This window comes from Agrobacterium pusense (assembly GCF_900102105.1).
GTDB lineage: Bacteria > Pseudomonadota > Alphaproteobacteria > Rhizobiales > Rhizobiaceae > Agrobacterium > Agrobacterium pusense.
The window spans coordinates 134073-159062 of record NZ_FNBB01000011.1 but is presented as its reverse complement, the minus strand read 5'-3'; the positions used below and the strand labels follow the sequence as shown (position 1 = coordinate 159062).

Here is a 24990-nt window from a genome sequence, read left to right as displayed (position 1 = left end):
CCAAACAAGCAACCAGCTCATTCCTTGATTTATTTAGAACGAAAGACTTCGTCGCCAGCAGCGCCGCCGCCCTCGTTCAGTGAGCGGACTTATAAATCCATCACCTCAAACAAGTCAACACACCTACCGTCAAAAAACTGACATTTTTGGTAAGTTGTTGAAATATATGAGGATAATTAGCCATTTATGCGAAAACCCACAGAATGCGCCAAATCCCGCGAGCGTTTTGCTGCGCACCGGCCATCTGCGCCTTTTAAAACGTCCGAGCCTTCCCGCGGCGACCGCCATTTTGCCGGTGGCATATCTTCGAAAGCGGCGTGGCCGGCTGTCAAACCGTCGTGTCGTGCATTAAAACAACAAGAAGACGCTCATATGCTACCCTAATACCAGGCTCCTTTGCATGACCAGAACACCAGCGCCAATAAAGACCGACTTACCTGAACTTCCCGTCAGCGCTGTTCTCGCGGAAATCGCAGGTGCCTTGTCGGGGGCGAGACGTGCGGTTCTCTCGGCCCCTCCCGGGGCGGGCAAAACGACGCTGGTGCCGCTTTATCTCCTACAGCAGAGGTGGCGGGGCGACGGAAAGATCATTCTTCTCGAGCCACGCCGGCTTGCGGCCCGCGCAGCGGCGGGACGCATGGCCGATCTCCTGCATGAAGATGTCGGTGACACCGTCGGATACCGCATGCGGCTCGACAATCGTATTTCATCAAAAACCCGGATCGAGGTGGTAACGGAAGGCGTATTTGCCCGGATGGTTCTGGATGATCCCGAGCTTTCCGATGTCTCGACGGTGATATTCGACGAATTTCATGAGCGCTCGCTCGACGGAGATTTCGGGCTGGCGCTGGCCCTCGACGTCCAGGCCGGTTTGCGTGAGGACCTGCGGATCCTCGTCATGTCCGCAACTCTCGACGTTGAACGCATCAGTGCGCTTATGGGTGGCGCTCCGGTCATTCAAAGTCTTGGAAGGACCTTTCCGATCGACATTCGTTACGAGGAACGCTGGCAGGGCATGCCGGTCGATGAAAAGGTGGCAAGGGCGATTAGGGAAGCCCATGCATCGGAAACAGGGTCCATTCTGGCCTTCCTGCCCGGACAGTCGGAAATTACCCGGACGGCTGCAAGGCTGGAAGGACATTTCCCCGACGATACGGATATCATCCCACTTTACGGCAATCTTTCTCAGAAGGAGCAGGACGCCGCGATCAAGCCGGCAGCCTCCGGGCGACGGAAGATTGTCCTTGCAACATCGATAGCGGAGACCTCGATAACCATCGATGGTGTGAGGGTCGTGGTCGACAGCGGTCTGCAGCGGTTGCCGGTTTTCGAACCGGCGACCGGCATCACCAGGCTTGAGACCGTGCGGGCATCACGCGCCTCGGCCGATCAGCGCGCCGGTCGCGCCGGCCGAACCGAGCCCGGTGTTGCCATTCGCCTCTGGCATCAGGGGCAGACGGCAGCACTCAGTGCATTTACGCCGCCGCAAATTTTGGCGAGCGATCTTGCCGGCCTTGCGCTCGATCTTGCCCATTGGGGTGTTCATGACCCCTCGTCTCTCGCCTTTCTGGACGCGCCACCTGAGGCTGCCCTCAAAGAATCGGTCGCACTCCTGAAAAATCTTGGCGCCCTTGATGAAAGCGGCGCACTGACGTCGCAGGGCCGCCTGATGCGAGGCCTCTCCCTGCCGCCGAGGCTCGCAGCGATGGTGATTGCAGCCGCAGGCGAAGGCTTGGGAAAAAAGGCGGCGATGCTTGCGGTCATGCTGACGGAACAGGGCCTGGGCGGAAATGATATCGATCTCGATGACAGACTGCGGCGCTTTCTTGCCGATAGAGGTGAAAGGGCGCAGGCGGCGCGCAAGCTGGCTTTCCGCCTTCTCGACACAGTCGGTGATATGCCGGCGGCAAACGACCTGCCGAGCGAGGCAGGACCGCTTCTGCTGCACGCATATCCGGACAGGATCGCGCTTCAGCGCGGCGCGCGCGGCCGGTATGTCATGGCGAATGGCCGCGGGGCTGAACTGGCTGAAACGGAGCGGCTGGCGGCGAGCCGAATGCTTGTTGTCGCTGACATTACGGGACGGGCCGCGCAGCCGCGCATCCTTGCGGCGGCTGGCATCGACAGGGCCGATATAGAAGAGCGTATGCCACATCTTATCGTTCAGCAGGATCAGCTGCTGTTCGACAAGGCGAGCGGACAGGCGCGGGCGCGCCGGGTAGTGCGTCTGGGCGCTATCATTCTGGACGAAACGCCCCTGCCCCGTCCCGACGGTGAGCAGGCAGCGCAAGCGCTCGCCAACGGCGTTCGGGATTTCGGCATCGGCATACTTCCTTTTTCGAAAGAGACCGCGCAATTGCGAGATCGGATCGGATTTCTGAATGCCAGCATCGGAGAGCCCTGGCCGGATGTCAGCGACGAGGCGTTGCTTTCGCGGCTCGACGAATGGTTCATCCCTTTTCAGCATGGCGTCCGGAGCCTTCAGGACATCCGGCCCGGCAGTCTTTCCGAAGGGATTCTGTCCCTGGTGCCACATGAGGTCGCCCGAGATCTCGGCAGGCTGGCGCCGACCCATTTCGAAGCGCCGACGGGCCAGCGGCATCCCATCCGCTATGACGCCAGCGAGCCGACGCTTTCCATTCGCGTGCAGGAGCTTTTCGGGCTGAAGGCGCACCCGGCCATTGCGCAGGGGCGGTTGCCGCTGCTCCTGGAATTGACGTCGCCGGCGCACAGGCCGATACAGACGACGCGTGATCTTCCCGGCTTCTGGGCGGGATCGTGGAAGGACGTGCGGGCAGATATGCGTGGTCGCTATCCGCGTCATCCGTGGCCGGAGGATCCCGCCGATGCCCTGCCGACCAGCCGTGCGAAACCGCGCGGAACGTGATGATGACAAGGGTAAAGGAGACGAAGGTGGCTGGCCATCCGATCGAAACCACCAGGCTTGGCCGCGCCAGCCGCAGGATAAGGTTGCAGACCATTGTGTGGCTTCGCTGGCTGGCGGTTGCGGGACAAACGGCGACGATCCTGCTTGTCGCCTTCGGGCTGAATTTTCCGCTGCCACTTTTGGCCTGCGGCCTTTTGATCGCGGCGCTGGCGCTCGCCAACCTTTTTCTCACGGCCCGTTTTCCCTCCACCTACCGGCTGGAGCCGTGGGAAGCGACATTGCTGCTGGCCTTTGACCTTTTGCAATTGACGGCGCTGATCTACATCACAGGCGGACTTTCCAATCCTTTCGCGCCGCTGATCTGCGTGCAGGTCATCATTGCCTTTGCCTCCCAACCGTTGAGGCATTCCCTCATTCTCCTCGGCTTTGCCGTCATCTGCTCGACGGCGATCGCCTTTTCGCCCTTTCCGGTTCCCTGGTATCCCGGTGAGGTCTTGCCGATCCAGCTTCTGCTGCATGTCGGCACCTGGGTGGCGATCATTGCCACCACGTCTTTCGCAGCTTTTTATGCCTATCGCGTTTCCCACGAAGCCAATCAGCTCGCGGATGCGCTGGCTGCGACCGAACTGGTGCTGGAACGGGAAAAACATCTTTCACAGCTCGACGGCCTGGCGGCCGCCGCAGCGCACGAGCTGGGTACGCCCCTTGCGACGATCAGCGTCGTCGCCAAGGAGATGGAGCGGGAACTTGGGGATGATGAGAAATATGGCGAGGACATAGCGCTGCTGCGCAGCCAGAGCGAAAGATGCCGCGACATTCTGCGTCGTCTCACCTCCCTGTCCGCCGACAATGAGGAGCACATGCGCCGCCTGCCGCTTTCATCGCTGATCGAGGAGGTAATGGCGCCGCATCGCGAATTCGGCATTCGTCTGGAACTGGTTGAAAAGAACAATCGCGCCGACGAGCCGGTCGGAATCCGCAATGCCGGCATCATCTACGGCCTTGGCAACCTCATTGAAAATGGCGTGGATTATGCGCGCGAAAAAGTCACCGTAACGGTGGATTACGATCATCAGAACGTCGCAGTCATCATTGAAGACGATGGGCCGGGTTATGCCCATGACGTGCTTGCCCGTATCGGCGAGCCCTATGTGACCGAACGTCACAATGACACACGTGCAGGTGGGCTCGGGCTCGGGCTCTTTATCGCCAAGACCTTGCTGGAGCGCTCCGGCGCCACCGTCGCGTTCGAAAATCGCGGTACAAGCGGAACCGGCGCGCGGGTCACAATCGTCTGGCCTCGGGCGCTCATGGAGGATAAAAGAAGCCGTTGACTTTACCATTCACGCTGAAGCGGCAATAAGAACAAGAAAAGCTGATGACGTTGCCGGAAGGCCGGAGACATGAAGACAGAAGACCAGACCTCATCCACAAGCGCGCCGGCGGACGATATCGATCCTATCGGACCTGACAAATCTCTGCTGATCGTTGATGACGATGGCCCTTTCCTGCGGCGGCTTGCCCGGGCCATGGAGACACGTGGCTTTATTGTCGACACTGCCGAGACCGTGAGCGAAGGCATCGCGCGTTCCAAGGCTGCGCCGCCGAAATATGCGGTTGTCGATCTGCGGCTTGCGGATGGCAACGGGCTGGAGGTGATCGAAGCCATCAGGCAGAACCGCGACGACACGCAGATCGTCGTTCTGACCGGCTACGGCAATATCGCCACCGCTGTTACCGCCGTAAAGCTGGGGGCGCTGGACTATCTGGCCAAGCCTGCCGATGCCGACGACGTGTTCAACGCCCTGACGCAGCGCAAGGGTGAAAAGACGGAAGTGCCCGAAAACCCGATGTCAGCCGACCGGGTTCGGTGGGAGCACATTCAGCGCGTTTATGAGATGTGCGAGCGCAACGTCTCGGAAACGGCGCGGCGACTGAACATGCACCGAAGGACGCTGCAGCGTATTCTCGCGAAGCGCGCGCCCAAATAAGCGCCTATTCGCCAAAGCTGCGCCCGGTGGTCCATTCCGCCAGCATAAGCCGGGTCGCAGCGGTTCTGGAAAAATCCAGCATGACAGATTTGCGGGTCGCCGGCGGCAATTTATGTTCCGGCGCGTCGCGAAGCATGTGAGCGCCATACCCATCCGACAGTATCAATCCGCATTCCTCCGGGAATATATCGGTCGGAACTTCCGGATGGGTGGCAAAAAACAATCGATCGCAATGCAGGCGGTATTCCGGCCATTTGCGATCGACGCGGAAATCCTCGATCGAGGATTTGATCTCGATGATCCAGATTTCACCCTTGACCGACAGGCTGATGAGATCTGCCCGTCGCCCGCTTGCAAGCGGCAGTTCCGGCAAGACCGAGTGGCGCATTTCGTGCAACAGCACCTGCACGCCGCGGCGCACCAGCATCGCCTTGTCCGACTGGCGGCCGTCGATTAACGGATTATTGTTGGTAACGGAAAGAATAGTCATGGATAAAGGCTGCTGAAGCGTTTGGCCTATTGTTGCAAAAAAGGCAATCAACCGGCAATTTTAAATGCGGTGCCGTTTCGCGGCTGCACAACGGCTTGCCAAGAGCGGCTGAATGGAAAATAACCGATTTATCCTATTAAGCCTACTCCTTCGCACAATTTGGCGAATTTTCCGCGAGAACGACATGCGCATCCGTACCCCATTGACCATACTCGGTCTGACGGCAGCACTGGCACTGGCCGGCTGCGCCGAAACTACCTCCCAATCCGCCACTCCAACGTCAGGCAAGATCGCAGCCTCCGTACCGGTTGCTGATCCCGTTCCGGCGAAAGTCGAGACGGTGCAGATCTTCAATGATGTTTATGGTCCGGTGACCGATGCGGGCTATGCGCTGCCGGCCATTCCGATCAACCGTGTGAATGAGAAGTACCGTCGCCAGATCGTCGAGTTCCAGACCAACGAGCGTCCCGGCACGATCATCGTCAATACGCGCGATCGTTTCCTTTATTATATCCTCTCCGGCAACCGCGCCGTGCGTTACGGCATCGGCGTCGGCAAGGCTGGTTTCGCCTGGGCCGGTGAAGCCTATGTGGCCTGGAAGCAGGAATGGCCGATGTGGCATCCGCCAAAGGAAATGGCAGACCGCAAGCCGGAAGTGGCGAAATATGTCGAGGCCGGCATGGGCCCCGGCCTTTCCAACCCGCTCGGCGCGCGCGCCATGTATCTCTTTAACGAAAAGGGACAGGATACGCTGTTCCGTATCCACGGTTCGCCCGAATGGGCCTCGATCGGCACTGCTGCTTCTTCCGGCTGCATCCGCATGATCAACCAGGATGTGATCGACCTTTACAGCCGCGTCCGCCCAGGCCGCAGCACCAAGGTCGTCGTGATCCAGTAAGGGCCGCAACAGCAGATCAAGAAAAAGCCGCCGGGAAACGTCCCGGCGGCTTTTTTATTGATGAAAAGGGCGGAGATTACGCCGCCTGCTTTGCCTTCAGCTCGAGGCGGCGGCGGTGCAGGACCGGTTCAGTGTAGCCGTTCGGTTGCTCCCGGCCCTTCAACACCAGTTCGATAGCAGCCTGAAAGGCTACCGATCCTTCAAAGTCGGACGCCATCGGCAGATAGGCCGGATCGCCTGCATTCTGCGCGTCGACCACAGCGGCCATGCGCTTCATGGTCTCGACGATCTGCGCCTCTGTCACGACGCCGTGGCGCAGCCAGTTCGCCATGTGCTGCGCTGAAATGCGAAGCGTCGCGCGATCCTCCATCAGACCGATATTGTTGATGTCTGGTACCTTGGAGCAGCCGACACCCTGATCGACCCAGCGCACCACATAGCCGAGAATGCCCTGCGCATTGTTGTCGAGTTCACGCTGGACTTCTTCCGGCGTCCAGTTGGGACGCGGCGCAACCGGCACTGACAGAATGTCGGAAAGCTTCGCACGGCCGCGGCTTTTCAGCTCTTCCTGAACGGCGGCGACATCGACCTTGTGATAATGCGTGGCATGCAGCGTCGCCGCCGTCGGCGACGGCACCCATGCCGTGTTGGCGCCGGCCTTCGGATGCGCAATCTTCTGCTCCAGCATCGCTGCCATCAGGTCCGGCATGGCCCACATGCCTTTGCCGATCTGCGCATGGCCGGAAAGACCGCATTCTAGCCCGATATCGACGTTCCAGTTTTCATAAGCGGCGATCCAGGCGGCCTGCTTCATGTCGCCCTTGCGGATCATCGGACCCGCTTCCATGGAGGTATGGATTTCGTCGCCGGTACGGTCGAGGAAGCCTGTATTGATGAAGACCACACGATCCTTCGCTGCGCGAATGCTTTCCTTGAGGTTAACAGTGGTGCGGCGCTCCTCATCCATGATGCCCATCTTCATGGTGTTTGGCTGCATGCCGACAAGCTCTTCGACCCGCGTGAAAATCTCGTTGGCGAAGGCCACTTCTTCCGGCCCATGCATCTTCGGCTTCACCACATACATGGAGCCGGCCCGAGAATTCTGGCGTCGCCCGGAAGGGCCGACGTCATAGAGTGCAATGAGTGCCGTGACGACGGCATCCATGATGCCCTCGGGTACTTCACGCCCATCCCGATCAAGGATTGCCGGATTGGTCATGAGATGACCGACATTGCGCACCAGCATCAGCGACCGGCCCGGCAGCGTCAGCGCGGAGCCATTGGGCGCTGTATAATAGCGATCCGGGTTGAGGCGGCGTGTGAAAGTGTGGCCGCCCTTCGAGACCTCTTCCGTCAGGTCTCCACGCATCAGGCCGAGCCAGTTACCGTAAACCAGAACCTTGTCCTCGGCACCGACTGCGGCAACCGAATCTTCGCAATCCATGATGGTCGTCAGGGCGGATTCAAGAATGACATCAGAGATGCCCGCCCTGTCGCCCTTGCCGATTTCGGTCGAGGGATCGATCACGATTTCGGTATGCAGACCGTTCTTGCCGAGCAGGATCGTCGCGGGCTTTGCCGCTTCCCCGGTGAAACCCTTGAATTGCGTTTCGTCCTTGAGACCGGTCCCGCCATTGCTGGCAACAAGCTGCAGCAGCCCATCGACGATCTCGAAACCGGTGACATCAGACCAGCTGCCGCTCAAAAGCGGAACGGTTTCATCGAGGAAGTTGCGCGCCCAGGCGATGACCTTTTCACCGCGCTTCGGGTTATAGGCCCTGCCCTTTTCGGCACCATCGGCATCGGAAATGGCATCCGTGCCATAGAGTGCATCGTAAAGCGAACCCCAACGGGCATTGGCGGCGTTCAACGCATAACGGGCATTCATGACGGGAACAACGAGCTGCGGACCGGCGACGGTAGCAATTTCCGGATCGACGTTGTTGGTTTCCACCTTGAAATCAGGACCTTCCGGCAAAATGTATCCGATTTCCCTCAGGAATGCCTCGTATACATCGAAATCCGAGGGGGCACCGTTCTCTCGGTACCAGCCGTCGATTTTTTCCTGCAGCGCATCGCGCTTGGCGAGCAGTTCACGGTTCTTCGGAGAAAGCTCGTGAACAATGGCCGAAAAGCCTTCGAAGAACGCCTCGCTGTTTAGACCCGTGCCCGGCAGGACATCTTCAGTCAAAAAGGCATAAAGCCTGTCATCGATGGAAAGGCCGAATTTATTCGTGCGGCTCACATGCGCCTCCTCTATTCTGGAAACACAGATTGGACGCGGAGGCGGGCGCTCGTCAATTGCGGCAGCCAGCCAAATATTATTTCCTTTTTGGAAACAATGCAGCCGATAGTCGCCGTTTTCTACAAAAGCGCCTGGAGATCCTTGATGCGGTCATTCACCAGCCAGCCGTAATAATTTTCCTCCGGCAACAGTGGCTGTTCCCCGCCTGCGGCGCGCTGGCGGTTCTTTTGGGCCAGAATAGCAGCGCGCTGTTGCGACCCACCGACATTATAAAGCGTAGAGGTCACGCCCGGATTCTTCGAAATGTCCATATCGGCAATCGACCGGTAATCATCGATCGATTTGCGGATAGAGGCCGCCATGAAAGCCAGCGAGCGGTCGGGGTCCATGATGGCGGTGTAGACCGCGGTGGCGTCGTTCTCGTCCAGCTTCTCATAACCCGACGTTCTCGCCACCATGTCGGACAGCATCAGCGCCGTCAGCGGATTTATCTGGCCGAGGCCGAAGGTCTGGCCGGCATAAAAGGGCTGGAAGAACACAGCACTGAAACGGTTGTTCGGATAGGTCACGCCATCGACGGTCTTGCCGCGGAAACTGTCATCCCATACATCTTCCCGGCAGTTCCAGAGACTGTAGGAATCCTTCTTCGACTGGCATTTGGAAAATTGCGAATGCGTCAGAAACTGCGCAATCGTTTCATCCTTATAGCCGAAACGGAAGCTGCTACCCGCGTAAGAAGCTGCCTTGACGTAATAAGACTGCAGCCGGTCATAGGCATCGACATTATAAGTGTGTTCGCCAACGATCGCGCCGATCATATGGATCGGATCAATCCCGTAACGCCCGGCCGTCGACTTGATCTTGGCGATCAGCGCCTTGTCAGAAGACAAAAGATCGATGACCTTCTGGTATTTGCGCTCAAAAGACGTGTTGGACGCCTTGGTTCTTTTGGCGGAAGCACCGGGAACACCCGGTTGCTCGGCATTGCGATTGCCCGGCGGCACGACCGTTGCGGCCTGCACATAAGAAGACGCGGTGACGGTAAACGTCAAAGCAGCGGCAAATGCCAGAAGAGTTTTGCGCACGAGCGAATGCCTTTTCTCAAGCCTGCGGCTTCTGCCAGCGAAAGGTGCTGGAAAACCTGATCATTCCACTAAAACGGTTCCAACCGGAATGCAGCCCTTCCCATAAACAAAATGCGGGCTGAATGCGAGATGAGGCAGATAAAATAAAAGAGTGCGGCAAATATGGCCGCACTCTTCTTTCCTCGATCCCTGAAGTCTTCAGAGAATATAGCGCGAGAGGTCCGTATCGGCGGCGAGGTCGCCGACGTGTTTACGGACATATTCCTGGTCAATCTTGACGGCGGAACCGCCACGATCCGGCGCGTTGAAGGAAATTTCGTCCAAAACACGCTCCATTACCGTCTGCAGACGGCGGGCACCGATATTTTCGACCGACGAGTTGAGATGAACGGCCACATCAGCCAGAGCATCGATGGCGTCGTCGGTGAAGTCGAGATCCAGTTCTTCCGTCGCCATCAGCGCCTTGTACTGGCGGATGAGGCTTGCTTCCGTCTCCGTCAGGATACGGCGGAAATCTTCCCTCGTCAGTGGCTTCAGCTCAACGCGGATCGGCAGGCGGCCCTGAAGCTCAGGCAGGAGATCCGACGGCTTCGCCACATGGAAGGCGCCCGATGCGATGAACAGGATATGGTCGGTCTTGACCGGCCCATATTTGGTCGAAACCGTCGTGCCTTCGACGAGCGGCAGCAGGTCGCGCTGCACGCCTTCGCGCGAGACGCCGGCGCCCATGCCGCCATCGCGGGCCGCAATCTTGTCGATCTCGTCAAGGAAGACGATGCCGTCATTTTCCACCGACTTGACCGCTTCGCGCTGGATCATCTCATTGTCCAGCAGCTTGTCGGATTCGTCGCGGATAAGGTCGGCATAGGATTTCGACACCGTCGTGCGCACCTTCTTGGTGCGTCCGCCCATGGCTTTGCCGAACATTTCCGACAAGTTGAGCACGCCAATATTGGCGCCCGGCATGCCCGGGATTTCGAAACCGGGCATGCCCGATCCGCTATCGGCCACCTCGATGTCAATTTCCTTGTCGTCCAATTCACCATCGCGCAGCTTCTTGCGGAAGCTCTCGCGCGTGCCGGGTGACGCGGTTGAGCCGACCAACGCGTCGAGCACGCGCTCTTCGGCGCTCTGATGCGCCTTGGCCTGCACTTCGGCGCGCTTCTTTTCGCGCACGAGGCCGATACCAATCTCGACAAGGTCACGAATGATCTGCTCGACATCGCGGCCGACATAACCGACTTCGGTGAACTTGGTGGCTTCAACCTTGATGAAAGGCGCGCCGGCCAACTTGGCGAGGCGGCGCGAGATTTCCGTCTTGCCGACACCGGTCGGCCCGATCATGAGAATATTTTTTGGCATGACTTCGTCGCGCAGGCTCTCATCGAGCTGCTGGCGACGCCAGCGATTGCGCAGCGCAATAGCGACCGCCCGTTTTGCATCGTGCTGACCGATGATGTGGCGGTCCAGTTCCGAGACGATTTCCCGGGGAGAAAAAGTGGTCATTCTGTCCTCTCGGCTTTCCTGTTCCGGCCGGCCATTCGGCCCGGCCCACAGGACCCATTGGTGAGAAATACGCTTACTCGGCGTCGAGCGTTTCCACGACGAGATTGTGATTGGTATAAACGCAGATATCGGCGGCGATATCGAGCGCCTGCCGGGCCACGTCTTCGGCCGACTTGTCGGTATCCATCATGGCGCGGGCGGCAGCGAAAGCATAATTGCCGCCGGAACCGATGGCGATTGCGCCGTGCTCGGGCTCCAGCACATCGCCATTGCCGGTAATGGCAAGCGTGGTGGATTTATCGGCGACCAGCATCATCGCTTCGAGATTGCGCAGATATTTATCCGTGCGCCAGTCTTTTGCGAGTTCCACGGCGGCGCGCATAAGCTGGCCGGGATATTGCTCGAGTTTCTTCTCGAGGCGGTCAAGCAAAGTAAAAGCATCGGCCGTCGCGCCTGCGAAACCGGCAATCACTTCACCCTTGCCGATGCGGCGAACCTTGCGGGCGTTGCCCTTCATGACGGTCTGGCCGAGGCTCACCTGCCCGTCGCCAGCCATGACGACCTTGCCGCCCTTTCTGACTGTAATGATTGTTGTCATCAAACACCTGTCTGCCCTGCCGGGCCTGGAGTTAACGGGCCGGGTTGCGGCCCTTTCGGGTTCTATGTAAGTCTGGTTTTTGCGATTGCAATCATCGGGATCACACCGGGTTTTCCGCAGGTCAGCCAAGACGATGGAACAACTGGATATTTGTGTCCCGTGCTGATAAGGAACGGCGACATTTTCACGGAGCGGCCAAAATGGCAGAACGTAAAGGCGAGATTATCCGCAAGACCAACGAAACCTCGGTTTCGGTGCGTGTGGATATCGACGGCACCGGCAAATCGAAAATTTCCACCGGCGTGGGATTTTTCGACCATATGCTGGACCAGCTGAGCCGCCATTCGCTGATCGACATGGAGATCGAGGTTCAGGGCGACCTGCACATCGATGATCATCACACCGTGGAAGATACTGGCATCGCCATCGGCCAGGCGATCGCGAAGGCGCTTGGCGACCGGCGCGGAATTACCCGCTACGCCTCGCTCGACCTTGCCATGGACGAGACGATGACCAAGGCCGCCGTCGACATTTCCGGCCGGCCGTTCCTCGTCTGGAACGTCAATTTTTCCGCGCCAAAGATCGGCACCTTCGACACGGAACTGGTGCGCGAATTCTTTCAGGCACTCGCCCAGAATGCCGGCATCACGCTGCATATCCTGAACCATTACGGCGCCAACAACCATCATATCGCCGAAACATGCTTCAAGGCCGTTGCCCGCGTTCTTCGCACGGCAATCGAGATCGACCCCCGGCAGGCAGGCCGCGTTCCCTCGACAAAGGGCATGCTGGCCTGACGCCAAAGCCGTCAGGAAGCCCATGACAAGCTATCTCGTTCTGGAAGCCCCCAACGGGCCGGACAGGGACCACAAGACGACCCGATTCATTGCCGATCGTTTCGTCTGGCTGGCTCTCTTTGCGCCATGGTTATGGCTTGCGATCAACCGGCTGTGGCTGGCGACGGCCATCGTTGTCATCGCATTCGTTGCGGCCGGACAAGTCTCGATGTTAGCCGGATTCGAACCTGCCGGAATTCTTGTTGGTTTCACGATTGGGCTCATAACAGCGCTGGAGGGACGCAATTTTCTCGTCCGGCACCTGATCCGCAAAGGTTGGACGCTGAAGTCAGTCGTTTCCGCCCCTGATCTTTCGAGCGCCGAAGACATATATTTCTCCGGTCTCTCCGAAAACGCTGACGCCGAAGAACAGCTGTCGCACCCGGTCTGGACCCCTTCGCCGCAAAAGAGCGGCGGCAAAAACTTCGTCAACGATCCCGCCGGATCGTTTCTTTTCGACTTGAATGGAAGGCGCTGACATGCGTGTCGCGATCATCGACTACGGCTCGGGCAACCTGCGTTCGGCCACCAAAGCTTTCGAGCGTGCCGCGCGTGAAGCCGGCATCAACGCAACCATTGATTTGACCGACAAGCCGGATCACGTCGCCTCGGCAGACCGCATCGTGCTGCCTGGTGTCGGCGCTTATGCCGACTGCCGCGCCGGTCTGGATGCCGTTCCCGGAATGCATGAGGCGCTCCTTGAAGCCGTCGAGAAAAAGGCGCATCCCTTCCTCGGCATCTGCGTCGGCATGCAGCTCATGTCCTCGCGCGGGCTGGAAAAGACTGTTAGCACCGGGCTCGGCTGGATCGAGGGTGACGTGGTGGAAATGACGCCTGCCGATAAGAACCTGAAGATTCCGCAGATCGGCTGGAACACGCTGGAAATCCGCCACGCCCACCCGCTGTTCGACGGCATCAAGACGGGCGCGGATGGCTTGCACGCGTATTTCGTGCATTCCTATCATCTGGCGGCCAAGCACTCGACGGATGTCATCGCCACCACAAATTACGGTGGCGCGATGACGGCTTTCGTCGGTCGCGACAATATGGCCGGCGCGCAATTCCACCCGGAAAAAAGCCAGACGCTCGGCCTTGCCCTGATTTCCAATTTCCTGCGCTGGAAGCCCTGACATGATTCTTTTTCCCGCAATCGACCTTAAAGACGGTGAGTGCGTTCGCCTGAAACTCGGCGATATGGACCAGGCCACCGTCTATAATACCGACCCCGGCGCACAGGCGAAAGCTTTCGAGGATCAAGGCTTTGAATGGCTGCATGTCGTTGATCTCAACGGTGCGTTCGCCGGCCAGACGGTCAATGGCGCCGCGGTTGATGCCATTCTGAAGGCGACGAAAAACCCGGTGCAGCTGGGCGGCGGCATCCGCACGCTCGATCATATCGAGGCCTGGCTGAGCCGTGGGCTTGCTCGCGTCATTCTCGGCACCGTGGCGGTGCGCGATCCGGTTCTGGTCATTGAAGCCTGCAAGCGTTTTCCCGGCCAGGTCGCCGTCGGCATTGATGCCAAGGGCGGCAAGGTTGCGGTGGAAGGCTGGGCGGAAGCCTCCGAACTCGGCGTGATCGAGCTTGCCAAACGTTTCGAAGGCGCTGGTGTTGCCGCGATCATCTATACCGATATCGATCGTGACGGCATTCTGGCCGGTATAAATTGGGCCTCAACGCTGGAACTGGCCGACGCCGTCTCCATCCCGGTCATCGCGTCCGGTGGTCTCGCCTCCATCGACGACATCAAGCGCATGTTGCAGCCGGATGCGGCAAAGCTTGAGGGCGCGATTTCCGGCCGCGCGCTTTATGACGGCCGTATCGATCCGGCGGAGGCGCTCGCCCTCATCAAGGCCGCAAAGGAGGTACGCGTATGACCCTAAAAGCCCGCGTTATTCCCTGCCTGGACGTGAAAGACGGCCGTGTCGTCAAGGGCGTGAACTTCGTAGACCTGATCGACGCAGGCGACCCGGTCGAGGCAGCGAAAGCCTACGATGCGGCAGGGGCGGACGAACTCTGCTTCCTCGACATTACCGCCTCTTCGGATAATCGCGACACGATCTTCGATGTCGTTTCACGCACCGCCGATCATTGCTTCATGCCACTGACCGTCGGTGGCGGCGTTCGCGCCGTCGCCGACATCCGCAAGCTGCTTCTGTGCGGGGCCGACAAGGTCTCGATCAATTCCGCAGCGGTCAAGGATCCCGACTTCGTGGCGCAGGCGGCCGACAAGTTCGGCAACCAGTGCATCGTCGTTTCGATAGACGCCAAGCGGGTTTCGAAGGATGGGGAAGAAGGCCGCTGGGAAATATTCACCCATGGCGGACGCCAGCCGACCGGGATTGACGCCGTGGAATTCGCCATCAAGATGGTCGAACGCGGCGCCGGCGAATTGCTTGTCACCTCGATGGACCGCGACGGCACAAAGAGCGGTTACGATATCGGCCTGACGCGCAGCATTGCCGATCAGGTTCGAGTCCCCGTTATCGCTTCGGGGGGCGTCGGCACGCTGGAGGATCTGGTAGCAGGCGTTCGGGATGGCCATGCGACTGCGGTGCTTGCCGCTTCGATCTTCCACTTCGGCACTTATTCGATCGGTGAAGCCAAGAACTACATGGCCGAGCATGGCATCGCCATGCGTCTCGACTGATTGCAGGATTCCTCCATGAGCGCATTTTCCCTTTCCGATCTGGAGCGCATCGTCGCAACCCGCGCCGCTGCGTCTCCTGACGAATCCTGGACGGCCAAGCTGGTTGCGGCCGGCCAGGAGCGTGCGGCAAAGAAACTCGGCGAAGAAGCCGTGGAAGCCGTCATTGCGGCCATCGCAAAAGACCGCGACGGGCTGAAGAACGAAGCGGCGGACCTGCTTTACCATCTGCTGGTGGTTTTGAAGATCGCCGACATCCCGCTGAATGAGGTTTTCGCCGAGCTGGAGCGCAGGACCGGGCAAACCGGTCTTGCGGAAAAGGCAGCGAGGCCGACATCATGAAGATCGAGGCAGGCAGCGGGGAGAGAGGCATGCCGAGCACACTCGATCATTTCCGACCGGATGAATATTCGCCCTACCACTTCTTCAGTTCGGAAGAATGGTCGAAGTTTCGTGCCGACACGCCATTGACGCTTTCTGCCGACGAGGTCAAACGGCTGCGTTCGCTGGATGATCCGATCGATCTGGATGAGGTGCGGCGCATCTACCTGTCTCTGTCGCGCCTGCTGTCTTCCCATGTGGAAGCATCGCAGCTGTTGTTCGAGCAACGCAACCGCTTCCTCAACATGGCTGACGTCAACAAGACGCCCTTCGTCATCGGCATCGCCGGCTCCGTTGCCGTTGGCAAATCCACGACGGCACGTATTCTGAAAGAGCTTCTGGCGCGCTGGCCTTCCAGTCCCAAGGTCGACCTCATCACCACTGACGGATTTCTCTATCCGAACGAGGTATTGCGGCGCGAGAATCTGATGGAGCGTAAAGGCTTCCCGGAGAGCTACGATATCGGCGCGCTCCTGCGTTTCCTGTCGGCCATCAAGGCAGGCCAGCCCAATGTCAAGGCGCCGCGTTATTCGCACCTGACCTATGACGTTCTGCCGAACGAGTTCACTGTCATCGACCAGCCGGATATTCTCATCTTCGAAGGCATCAACGTGCTGCAATCGCGCGACCTGCCGGCAGGCGGGAGGATCGTGCCGATCGTTTCCGACTTCTTCGATTTCTCGATCTATATCGACGCTGATGAAGGCCTTATTCACAACTGGTATGTGAACCGGTTCATGAATCTGAGAAAAACCGCCTTCCGCGATCCTAATTCATTCTTCAACCGTTATGCCTCGATCAGCGAAGAAGCGGCGCTCAGCATTGCTGAAGGCCTCTGGCAGAACATCAACCTGAAGAACCTGCGGCAGAACATCGTGCCGACCCGCCCGCGCGCCGACCTTATTTTGCGCAAGGGCAAAAACCACCTGATCGACACGGTCGCGCTTCGCAAATTGTGAAAGATGCCGCGAAGGCGGCATCTTCGTCGCAGCGATTACAAGGCGTTATCAGGCAAGGTCTGGAATGCGCAGAACCTGGCCGGGATAAATCTTGTCGGGGTGCGTCAGCATCGGCTTGTTGGCTTCGAAGATGATGTTATTCTTCGCGCCATTGGCCTTGCCATATTGCGCTTCCGCAATCTTCCAGAGATTGTCACCCTTTTTGACCGTATAGAAGACCGGTTCTTTCGCCGGCGCTTCGGCCACTTTTAACTCGCCGGCCTCGACCTTGGAAATGCCGAGCGTGTTGCCGACCGCGATGACCGCCTTTTCGAAAATCGATTGATCGGCCACTTCGCCCTTCAGGACAACCTTGTCATCCACCACCTCGACCTGAACCTTGTCGGTGCCGAGATCGTGGGAAGCGAGTTCCTTCTTGACCGCTTCGACATCCGGCGCGTCGTCGCCGCCGATACCAAGCTTCTTTCCCGCTTCCTTGATGAAATTGAACAGACCCATAGCACCCTCCTTGGTTGTAGGGAGGCTTACCAGACGATATTTGAAGCTCTATGACAAGGGCGAGAGATTCGTCGCCTGATCGTCGCTTATTCGCCCGAAGGTTTGCCGCGCATCTTCTTGATATCGGAGCGACCGGACTTCGCCTTGAGGCGGCGCTCGACGGAGCCCTTGGTGGGTTTCGTAGCCTTGCGCACCGGCGGCGGGGGGGCGGCGGCTTCGAGGATCAGTTCCTTCAGGCGCTCGCGCGCATCCTCACGATTGCGCTCCTGGCTGCGAAACCGGCTCGCTTCGATCATCAGCACGCCTTCTTTTGATACGCGCCTGCCACCGAGCCGCAACGCATTGACCTTCACCCTTTCCGGAAGGGAGGGTGAATTCGCAATGTCGAAAAATAGCTGAACCGCTGTCGAAACCTTGTTGACGTTCTGGCCGCCCGGCCCGCCGGCCAGCACGAATTGCTCCGTCAGCTCCCAGCCGGCAATGGTGATGCGGTTATTGATGTAAAGCGGGTCGCTGGCCATGTTTTCTCTCCGCGCCGGTGATGCCACAGATCGTGAAAAATGAAAACAAGGACAAAACGAAAGAACCCGGCAAAAAGAAACCCGGCACTTGGGCCGGGTTCCCCTCCTCCTCATAAACGAGGCTTATTCATTCTGCCGCGAGCAAAAGGCCCGGTGCTGCGTCACGAACCTTGCTGTCGACGTGGTCTTCGAACTTGGTGAAGTTCGTGACGAACATCGAAACCAGCTTCTTGGCTTGCGCGTCATAAGCTGCACCATCGGCCCAGGTGGAACGCGGATCGAGGATCGCGCTGTCGACACCCTCAAGTGACTGAGGGACGGCGAAGCCGAAATTCGCATCGGTGCGGAACTGTGCGTTCTTCAGATCCCCAGTGAGAGCGGCGGTCAGAAGCGCGCGGGTGGCCTTGATGGGCATACGCTTGCCGATGCCGTAAGCGCCGCCGGTCCAGCCGGTATTGACCAGCCAGCAATCCACACCGTGCTTGCCGATCAGCTCACGCAGCAGGTTGCCATATTCGGCCGGATGGCGCGGCATGAAGGGGGCGCCAAAGCAGGTAGAGAATGTCGCTTCCGGCTCGGTCACGCCCTTTTCCGTACCGGCGACCTTGGCGGTGTAACCGGAGAGGAAGTGGTACATGGCCTGCTCCGGTGTCAGCCGGGCAATCGGCGGTAGCACGCCGAAGGCGTCAGCCGTCAGCATGATGATCGTCTTCGGGTGGCCGGCAATGCCCGTCTCCGATGCATTCGGAATGAAGTGTAGCGGATAGGCGCTGCGGGTGTTTTCCGTCAGCGAATTGTCGTTGAAATCAGGAACGCGGTTTTCGTCCAGCACGACGTTCTCGAGAACCGTGCCGAAACGGCGGGTCGCGGCGTAAATTTCCGGCTCGGCTTCCGCCGAAAGCTTGATCGCCTTGGCATAGCAGCCGCCTTCGAAATTGAAGATGCCGTGTTCGCCCCAGCCATGTTCGTCATCGCCGATGAGCGTGCGCGACGGATCAGCCGACAGCGTGGTCTTGCCGGTGCCGGAGAGGCCGAAGAAAACGGCAGAATCACCCTGCGGACCGACATTGGCCGAGCAATGCATGGGCATCACACCCTTGGCCGGCAGCAGGTAGTTCAGCACCGTGAAGACCGACTTCTTGTTTTCACCGGCATAGGACGTGCCGCCGATGAGAACGAGGCCGTTGGTCAGATCGCAGGCGATGACTGTTTCCGAACGGACACCATGACGGGCCGGATCTGCCTTGAAGCTCGGCAGATTGATGATGGTGAGCTTCTGCTTGAAGCCCGCCAGTTTTTCCTGCTTCGGACGGATCAGCAGATTGCGGATGAACAGCGAATGCCAGGCAAGCTCGGTGACGACGCGTGTCGGCAGAGCGTTTTCCTCATCGGCGCCGCCGATCAGGTCCTGAACATAGAGCGTCTTTCCGGCGGCATGGGCCAACATGTCCTGGCGCAACAACTCGAAGTTTTCCGGCGACAGCGGCTTGTTGTTGTCCCACCAGATGGTGTTCTCGGTGGACGCGTCGCGCACAACGAATTTGTCCTTCGGAGAACGGCCCGTATGCTGGCCGGTGACGGCGCGCAGCGCACCATCAATGGTCAGCTCGGCCTCGCCGTTGCGGATTGCCTCTTCGTATAGTTCGCTCTCATTGAGGTTATAAAAGACGCGGGAAGCCTTGCCCAATCCGAGTTGTGCAACTCCGTTGGCAGGATTATGAACCCCAATCTCGGTCATGACGCGTTCCTTGTTAATGACGATAAGGCCGTTGAAATTTTCACGGAAAATACGTGGCGCCTCTTGGAAACGCAAGAGCTGAAGTTTAAAAAACTTAGTAATTTCAATATATTAATCGATTTAAAAGATTTTATTTCTTTTTAAATCGGTTGAAGACGCATTAAAATTCAGCTGCGGCGTCTCTACGAAATCTCCTCGTCCTGCCCTTGCGATTTTGGGGTGAGTTTTCCTTTGCCACAATTTGTTCCACCTTTATACTCAAGAGAGTGGCTCGCGGCGCACAACCTGGCTGGGTGAATGTCGGGAGTTACGAGAAAATGACGATGGAGACCAACTACATGCAGACGATCGCGCTTGTCGACGATGACCGGAATATTCTCACTTCGGTATCGATCGCGCTCGAAGCCGAAGGCTACCGGGTCGAAACGTATACGGACGGCGCTTCCGCGCTTGACGGGTTGATCGCCCGTCCGCCGCAGCTCGCCATTTTCGATATTAAGATGCCCCGCATGGATGGCATGGAGCTTTTGCGGCGCCTTCGCCAGAAGTCGGATCTGCCGGTCATCTTCCTCACCTCGAAGGATGAAGAGATCGACGAATTGTTCGGCCTGAAGATGGGCGCGGACGACTTCATCACCAAGCCGTTCTCGCAACGCCTTCTGGTGGAACGCGTCAAAGCCATCCTGCGCCGCGCCAGCAGCCGCGAAGCATCCGCCGCAACCGGCAACGTTCTGAAGCCGACGGCAGACCAACAGGCGCGCACACTGGAGCGCGGGCAGCTCGCCATGGATCAGGAACGCCACACCTGCACCTGGAAGGGCGAACCGGTAACACTGACGGTAACCGAATTCCTCATCCTGCATTCGCTGGCACAACGTCCAGGTGTCGTGAAAAGCCGCGACGCGCTGATGGATGCCGCTTATGACGAGCAGGTCTATGTGGACGACCGCACCATCGACAGCCACATCAAGCGTCTTCGCAAGAAGTTCAAACTGGTCGATGGCGACTTCGATATGATTGAAACGCTTTATGGCGTAGGATATCGCTTCCGCGAAGCGGCTTGAACGAGCCGACTCACGCAGAAGGGACCGCCCGGTATGGGGTGGTAAGGACTTGAATACGTGTTGAAAAAAACGCCGGAAACCGTCTCGGACAGTGACGATGCCGAAGAACGCGGCAGCGAACGCCGCCATCGTATCCATCCGCTGACGATCATCCGGCGTATTTTCGGCAATGCGGTGTTTTCCAGCCTCACGCGCCGCATCCTGTTCTTCAACGTCGCCGCGACGGTGGTTCTGGTCGGCGGCATTCTCTATCTCAACCAGTTCCGCGAGGGGCTGATCGATGCGCGCGTGGAAAGCCTGCTGACGCAGGGCGAAATCATAGCCGGCGCGGTTTCCGCTTCCGCCTCTGTCGATACCAACTCGATCACCATCAATCCGGAAAAGCTGCTCGAATTGCAGGCGGGCCAGAGCATCACGCCCGCACCGAACGATGAGGATTTGAGTTTCCCGATCAATCCCGAACGGGTGGCACCAGTGCTGCGGCGGCTGATTTCGCCGACGCGCACCCGCGCGCGGCTGTTCGATGCCGATGCCAATCTGCTGCTCGATTCCCGACATCTTTATTCGCGCGGTCAGGTGCTGCGCTTCGACCTGCCGCCAGTAACGCCCGAGACGCAGACCTGGGGCGACTGGTTCACCAGCATGTTCAACCGCATGCTGCAGCCGAGCAGCCTGCCGCAATACAAGGAAGCGCCTGGCGGCGATGGCTCTATCTATCCGGAAGTGATGAACGCGCTGACCGGCGTGCGCGGCGCGGTCGTGCGTGTCACGGAAAAGGGTGAGCTGATTGTTTCCGTGGCCGTACCGGTACAGCGCTTCCGGGCCGTGCTCGGCGTTCTGCTGCTTTCGACACAAGCGGGCGATATCGACAAGATCGTGCATGCCGAGCGCCTCGCCATCATGCGCGTCTTTGGCATCGCCACGCTGGTCAACATCGTGCTGTCGCTGCTCCTCTCCTCCACCATCGCCACGCCGCTGCGGCGGCTGTCGGCGGCCGCGATCCGCGTGCGCCGCGGGGCGAGAACCCGTGAGGAAATACCGGATTTTTCGGCGCGCCAGGATGAGATCGGCAACCTCTCTATTGCGCTGCGTGAAATGACGACGGCGCTTTACGACCGTATCGATGCGATCGAAAGTTTCGCCGCAGATGTCAGCCACGAGCTCAAGAACCCGCTGACCTCGCTGCGCAGCGCCGTGGAAACTCTGCCGCGCGCCAAGACCGAAGAGTCCAAACAGCGCCTGACGGAGATCATCTTCCACGATGTGCGCCGTCTCGACCGCCTGATCAGCGATATTTCGGACGCCTCACGGCTTGACGCCGAACTGGCGCGCGCCGACGCCGCGCCGCTCGATCTTGATGTGCTGATGAAGGGTCTGGTGGATATATCCCGCCAGATAAGCACCAAGAAGAAAAGCGTGACGATCGACTATGTTGTCGACCGGAAAGCGGGCGCAAAGACCTCCTTCGTGGTGAACGGCCACGATCTGCGTATCGGCCAGATCGTCACCAACCTCATCGAGAATGCGCGCTCCTTCGTTGCCGAAGAAAGCGGCCGCATCACGGTACGCCTCTCCCGTCACAAGGATCGTTGCATCGTGCAGGTAGAGGACAACGGGCCCGGCATTCAGGCCGAAGATATCGACCGGATTTTTGAGCGTTTCTACACCGACCGGCCGGCGAGCGAAGGTTTCGGACAGAACTCCGGCCTTGGCCTTTCCATCAGCCGCCAGATCGCGGAAGCCCATGGCGGCAGCCTGCGGGCAGAGAACGTCGTCGACAAATATGGCGTGATATCAGGCGCGCGCTTCACTCTGTCGCTGCCGGCGGCTGAAACCCATGAACGCTGAACGCTTCAACCTGCACGCAACCGCGATCGTTGTTCAAAACACCGGCATCCTATTCACGGGGCCGTCGGGCAGCGGCAAAAGCGAACTCGCCTTCAGCTTCCTGACGGAGGCGGAACGGTGCGGATTGCCGGCCGCATTGATCGCGGACGATCAGATTTTCGTGTATCGCGATGGCGAGACCATCATCGCCGAACGGCCGGAAGCCATCGCCGGCCTGTTGGAATTACGCGGCAGCGGCATTGTTTCGCTTAAAAACATTGCGCGCGCGCCACTACATTTCGCCGTCACGACAGTTGTTTCACCCGAAAATCCAAGACTTCCCGAAGATGACGAGATGTTATCGCTGCCGTGCGGCGGGCATCTTCCGCTTCTGCGTATTCCGCTTTCAAGTCTCATGCCCTATGGAAAATTTGCTGCACTTGCTCAGAATCTTTTCAAAACGAATGTGAAGTGACGATGATTCGGGCGATTTTAGGCTTGCGATTCGCATTTTCCTCATCAAGATGAAATCCCACCGATGGACAGGATTGCCGCGTTGCGATAGTCGGCAATGAGAGTGCGTGTGCAAGGGAGCATTTCATGATCGGACTAGTGCTTGTCACCCATGGCAAGCTGGCTGAGGAGTTTCGTCATGCGTTGGAGCATGTCGTCGGTCCCCAGAAATTGATCGAGACGGTCTGTATCGGTCCCGAAGACGACATGGATCAGCGCCGGCAGGATATCATCGACGCTGTCGCGCGCGCCAATGACGGCAATGGCGTCATCATCCTGACGGACATGTTTGGCGGCACGCCTTCCAATCTTGCGATTTCGGTCATGAATAACGGCAATGTCGAAGTCATCGCCGGGGTTAACCTGCCGATGCTGATCAAACTTGCCGGCGTTCGCAGCGAAGACAATATGGACAAGGCCCTTCAGGACGCATCCGATGCCGGCCGCAAATATATCAACGTCGCCAGCCGCGTTTTAAGCGGCAAATAAGAAGTCAGCCCATGTCGCCACTCTCCCGGGAACTACCGATCATCAACAAACGCGGTCTCCATGCCCGGGCATCAGCGAAATTCGTTCAGATGGTTGAAGGCTTCGACGCGACCATTACGGTTTCGAAAGACGGCATGACCGTCGGCGGCACCTCGATCATGGGTCTCATGATGCTGGCGGCCAGCCCCGGATGCAGTGTCTATGTCGAGGCGAGCGGCAATCAGGCCGAAGAGGCGCTCGCCGCACTTGAGGCCCTGGTCGCCGACCGGTTCGGCGAAGAAGCCTGAGCCGGCGCCATATAAAGACATAAAGACTTCTTTATATCATTATTGCCAGATCGCTCGTGGCCTGCTAAACCGCTGCTACGTAAAAAGCCGGGCCGCAATGTGCGGCGCTTCTGATCTGGAGAATCTCATGAGCCTTGAGAAGGACTACATCGTCGCCGATATCAACCTTGCCGCATTCGGCCGCAAGGAACTCGACATCGCCGAAACCGAAATGCCGGGCCTGATGTCCTGCCGCAAGGAGTTCGGTGAAAGCAAGCCGCTGAAGGGCGCCCGCATTTCCGGTTCGCTTCACATGACGATCCAGACCGGCGTTCTCATCGAGACGCTGAAGGAACTCGGTGCAGACATTCGCTGGGCCTCCTGCAACATCTTCTCAACCCAGGACCATGCTGCAGCGGCCATTGCGGCAGCCGGCATTCCGGTCTTTGCCGTCAAGGGTGAGAGCCTGACGGAATATTGGGAATATACCGACAAGATCTTCCAGTGGACCGACGGCGGTCTCTCCAACATGATCCTCGACGATGGCGGCGATGCCACCATGTACATCCTGCTGGGCGCACGCGCGGAAGCGGGCGAAGACGTGCTCTCCAATCCCGGCTCCGAAGAAGAAGAAATTCTCTTCGCGCAGATCAACAAGCGCCTCAAGGCTTCGCCCGGCTGGTTCACCAAGCAGCGCGACGCCCTGAAGGGTGTCACCGAAGAAACGACGACCGGCGTGCACCGTCTCTACGACCTCAGCAAGAAGGGCCTGCTGCCTTTCCCGGCGATCAACGTCAATGACAGCGTCACCAAGTCCAAGTTCGACAACAAATACGGTTGCAAAGAATCGCTGGTTGACGGCATTCGCCGTGCAACCGACGTGATGATGGCCGGCAAGGTTGCCGTGGTCTGCGGATACGGCGATGTTGGCAAGGGTTCGGCCGCTTCGCTGCAAGGCGCCGGCGCCCGCGTGAAGGTGACCGAAATCGACCCGATCTGCGCACTGCAGGCCGCCATGGACGGTTTCGAAGTCGTTCGCCTGGAGGACGTTGTTTCCTCCGCCGATATCTTCATCACCACGACAGGCAACAAGGACGTCATCCGCATCGAGCACATGCGCGAGATGAAGGACATGGCGATCGTCGGCAATATCGGCCACTTCGACAACGAGATTCAGGTCGCATCGCTGCGTAACCTGAAGTGGACGAACATCAAGCCACAGGTCGACATGATCGAGTTCCCGAAGGGCAACCGCATCATCCTGCTGTCCGAAGGCCGTCTTCTGAACCTTGGCAACGCCACCGGTCACCCCTCCTTCGTCATGTCGGCCTCCTTCACCAACCAGGTTTTGGGCCAGATCGAACTCTTCACCAAGCAGGGCGAATACAAGAACGACGTTTACGTGCTGCCGAAGCACCTCGATGAGAAGGTCGCACGCCTCCATCTCGAGAAGCTTGGTGTGCGCCTGACTGAACTTTCCGACGTTCAGGCAGATTATATCGGCGTCTCGAAGCAGGGCCCGTTCAAGGCAGACCACTACAGATATTAATTTC

General features: G+C 58.7%; 25 protein-coding genes. 17 read left to right on the top strand and 8 right to left on the bottom strand.

The genetic code is table 11. From position 1 onward, the window contains the following. The first annotated feature begins 400 nt into the window (after positions 1–400). The 3 genes from hrpB to BLU28_RS21315 all read left to right on the top strand — a co-directional run bounded on the left by hrpB (position 401) and on the right by BLU28_RS21315 (position 4878). Positions 401–2887: an ATP-dependent helicase HrpB gene (gene hrpB, locus BLU28_RS21325; protein ID WP_077987173.1), complete on the top strand. Its 2487-nt coding sequence runs from the start codon at positions 401–403 to the stop codon at positions 2885–2887. A 26-nt stretch (positions 2888–2913) separates the two neighbouring features. Further along, complete coding sequence (gene actS, locus BLU28_RS21320) at positions 2914–4221, top strand: two-component system sensor histidine kinase ActS (RefSeq protein WP_077987186.1); 1308 nt, start codon at positions 2914–2916, stop codon at positions 4219–4221. Positions 4222–4290: 69 nt separating this feature from the next. Further along, the gene (locus BLU28_RS21315) at positions 4291–4878 is read left to right on the top strand and encodes an ActR/PrrA/RegA family redox response regulator transcription factor (protein WP_004444351.1); all 588 of its coding nucleotides are present in this window, start codon (positions 4291–4293) and stop codon (positions 4876–4878) included. 4 nt (positions 4879–4882) lie between these two features. Here the strand turns inward: BLU28_RS21315 and BLU28_RS21310 are convergent, their stop codons facing one another. Then, a complete protein-coding gene (locus BLU28_RS21310; protein WP_004444350.1) occupies positions 4883–5368 on the bottom strand; it encodes an MmcB family DNA repair protein in 486 nt (161 codons plus the stop codon). 184 nt (positions 5369–5552) lie between these two features. Between BLU28_RS21310 and BLU28_RS21305 the strand changes: the two genes are divergently transcribed. Continuing rightward, positions 5553–6266, top strand: coding sequence for a L,D-transpeptidase (locus BLU28_RS21305; RefSeq protein WP_006700126.1), 714 nt, complete (start codon positions 5553–5555; stop codon positions 6264–6266). Between the two features lie 76 nt (positions 6267–6342). Here BLU28_RS21305 and BLU28_RS21300 read toward each other — a convergent pair whose 3' ends face one another. The 4 genes from BLU28_RS21300 to hslV all read right to left on the bottom strand — a co-directional run bounded on the left by BLU28_RS21300 (position 6343) and on the right by hslV (position 11700). After that, positions 6343–8511, bottom strand: a complete 2169-nt coding sequence (locus tag BLU28_RS21300) for a malate synthase G (protein WP_168247147.1) — start codon at positions 8509–8511, stop codon at positions 6343–6345. A gap of 119 nt (positions 8512–8630) precedes the next feature. Next, the gene (locus BLU28_RS21295) at positions 8631–9596 is read right to left on the bottom strand and encodes a DUF1402 family protein (RefSeq protein WP_004444344.1); all 966 of its coding nucleotides are present in this window, start codon (positions 9594–9596) and stop codon (positions 8631–8633) included. A gap of 198 nt (positions 9597–9794) precedes the next feature. Then, positions 9795–11102, bottom strand: a complete 1308-nt coding sequence (gene hslU, locus BLU28_RS21290; RefSeq protein WP_004444342.1) for an ATP-dependent protease ATPase subunit HslU — start codon at positions 11100–11102, stop codon at positions 9795–9797. Positions 11103–11175: 73 nt separating this feature from the next. Further along, positions 11176–11700: an ATP-dependent protease subunit HslV gene (gene hslV, locus BLU28_RS21285; protein WP_004444336.1), complete on the bottom strand. Its 525-nt coding sequence runs from the start codon at positions 11698–11700 to the stop codon at positions 11176–11178. Between the two features lie 200 nt (positions 11701–11900). Here hslV and hisB point away from each other — a divergent pair, with 200 nt between their 5' ends. Genes hisB through coaA form a run of 7 tightly spaced genes read left to right on the top strand, consistent with a single transcriptional unit; the run spans position 11901 to position 16521 of the window. Beyond that, positions 11901–12497: an imidazoleglycerol-phosphate dehydratase HisB gene (gene hisB / locus BLU28_RS21280; protein WP_035208066.1), complete on the top strand. Its 597-nt coding sequence runs from the start codon at positions 11901–11903 to the stop codon at positions 12495–12497. A gap of 22 nt (positions 12498–12519) precedes the next feature. Beyond that, entirely contained in the window at positions 12520–13014 is a 495-nt protein-coding gene (locus tag BLU28_RS21275) for a DUF2628 domain-containing protein (RefSeq protein ID WP_077987171.1), read from the top strand. Position 13015: 1 nt separating this feature from the next. Continuing rightward, positions 13016–13666 (top strand): imidazole glycerol phosphate synthase subunit HisH, encoded by a 651-nt coding sequence (gene hisH, locus BLU28_RS21270; protein ID WP_004444331.1) that lies wholly within the window; start codon positions 13016–13018, stop codon positions 13664–13666. Between the two features lies 1 nt (position 13667). Continuing rightward, complete coding sequence (gene hisA, locus BLU28_RS21265; RefSeq protein WP_035208065.1) at positions 13668–14411, top strand: 1-(5-phosphoribosyl)-5-[(5-phosphoribosylamino)methylideneamino]imidazole-4-carboxamide isomerase; 744 nt, start codon at positions 13668–13670, stop codon at positions 14409–14411. Next, complete coding sequence (gene hisF, locus BLU28_RS21260) at positions 14408–15184, top strand: imidazole glycerol phosphate synthase subunit HisF (protein ID WP_037090017.1); 777 nt, start codon at positions 14408–14410, stop codon at positions 15182–15184. Before hisA ends, hisF begins: the two co-directional genes overlap by 4 nt. Before the next feature lie 15 nt (positions 15185–15199). After that, a complete protein-coding gene (locus tag BLU28_RS21255) occupies positions 15200–15523 on the top strand; it encodes a phosphoribosyl-ATP diphosphatase (protein ID WP_004444325.1) in 324 nt (107 codons plus the stop codon). After that, positions 15520–16521: a type I pantothenate kinase gene (coaA, locus tag BLU28_RS21250; protein ID WP_004444323.1), complete on the top strand. Its 1002-nt coding sequence runs from the start codon at positions 15520–15522 to the stop codon at positions 16519–16521. The genes BLU28_RS21255 and coaA overlap by 4 nt, the downstream gene beginning before the upstream one ends. Before the next feature lie 48 nt (positions 16522–16569). Here the strand turns inward: coaA and lysM are convergent, their stop codons facing one another. From lysM to BLU28_RS21235, 3 genes are all read right to left on the bottom strand, one after another. Continuing rightward, entirely contained in the window at positions 16570–17019 is a 450-nt protein-coding gene (gene lysM, locus BLU28_RS21245; RefSeq protein ID WP_006700119.1) for a peptidoglycan-binding protein LysM, read from the bottom strand. An 86-nt stretch (positions 17020–17105) separates the two neighbouring features. Next, the gene (gene arfB, locus BLU28_RS21240) at positions 17106–17540 is read right to left on the bottom strand and encodes an alternative ribosome rescue aminoacyl-tRNA hydrolase ArfB (protein WP_004444320.1); all 435 of its coding nucleotides are present in this window, start codon (positions 17538–17540) and stop codon (positions 17106–17108) included. A 127-nt stretch (positions 17541–17667) separates the two neighbouring features. Next, entirely contained in the window at positions 17668–19278 is a 1611-nt protein-coding gene (locus tag BLU28_RS21235; protein ID WP_077987185.1) for a phosphoenolpyruvate carboxykinase, read from the bottom strand. A 338-nt stretch (positions 19279–19616) separates the two neighbouring features. Between BLU28_RS21235 and chvI the strand changes: the two genes are divergently transcribed. The 6 genes from chvI (at position 19617) to ahcY (ending at position 24986) form a co-directional block, all read left to right on the top strand. Next, complete coding sequence (chvI, locus tag BLU28_RS21230; protein ID WP_006700117.1) at positions 19617–20342, top strand: two-component system response regulator ChvI; 726 nt, start codon at positions 19617–19619, stop codon at positions 20340–20342. Between the two features lie 57 nt (positions 20343–20399). Next, on the top strand, positions 20400–22190 hold the full coding sequence (gene chvG / locus BLU28_RS21225) for a two-component system sensor histidine kinase ChvG (protein ID WP_004444315.1): 1791 nt from the start codon (positions 20400–20402) through the stop codon (positions 22188–22190). After that, a complete protein-coding gene (locus BLU28_RS21220; RefSeq protein WP_077987170.1) occupies positions 22180–22644 on the top strand; it encodes an HPr kinase/phosphorylase in 465 nt (154 codons plus the stop codon). Before chvG ends, BLU28_RS21220 begins: the two co-directional genes overlap by 11 nt. A 125-nt stretch (positions 22645–22769) precedes the next feature. Beyond that, complete coding sequence (locus BLU28_RS21215) at positions 22770–23171, top strand: PTS sugar transporter subunit IIA (protein ID WP_003505374.1); 402 nt, start codon at positions 22770–22772, stop codon at positions 23169–23171. A gap of 11 nt (positions 23172–23182) precedes the next feature. Continuing rightward, positions 23183–23458: an HPr family phosphocarrier protein gene (locus BLU28_RS21210; RefSeq protein ID WP_004444304.1), complete on the top strand. Its 276-nt coding sequence runs from the start codon at positions 23183–23185 to the stop codon at positions 23456–23458. A gap of 127 nt (positions 23459–23585) precedes the next feature. After that, entirely contained in the window at positions 23586–24986 is a 1401-nt protein-coding gene (gene ahcY / locus BLU28_RS21205; RefSeq protein ID WP_004444302.1) for an adenosylhomocysteinase, read from the top strand. The last annotated feature ends 4 nt before the right edge of the window (positions 24987–24990 follow it).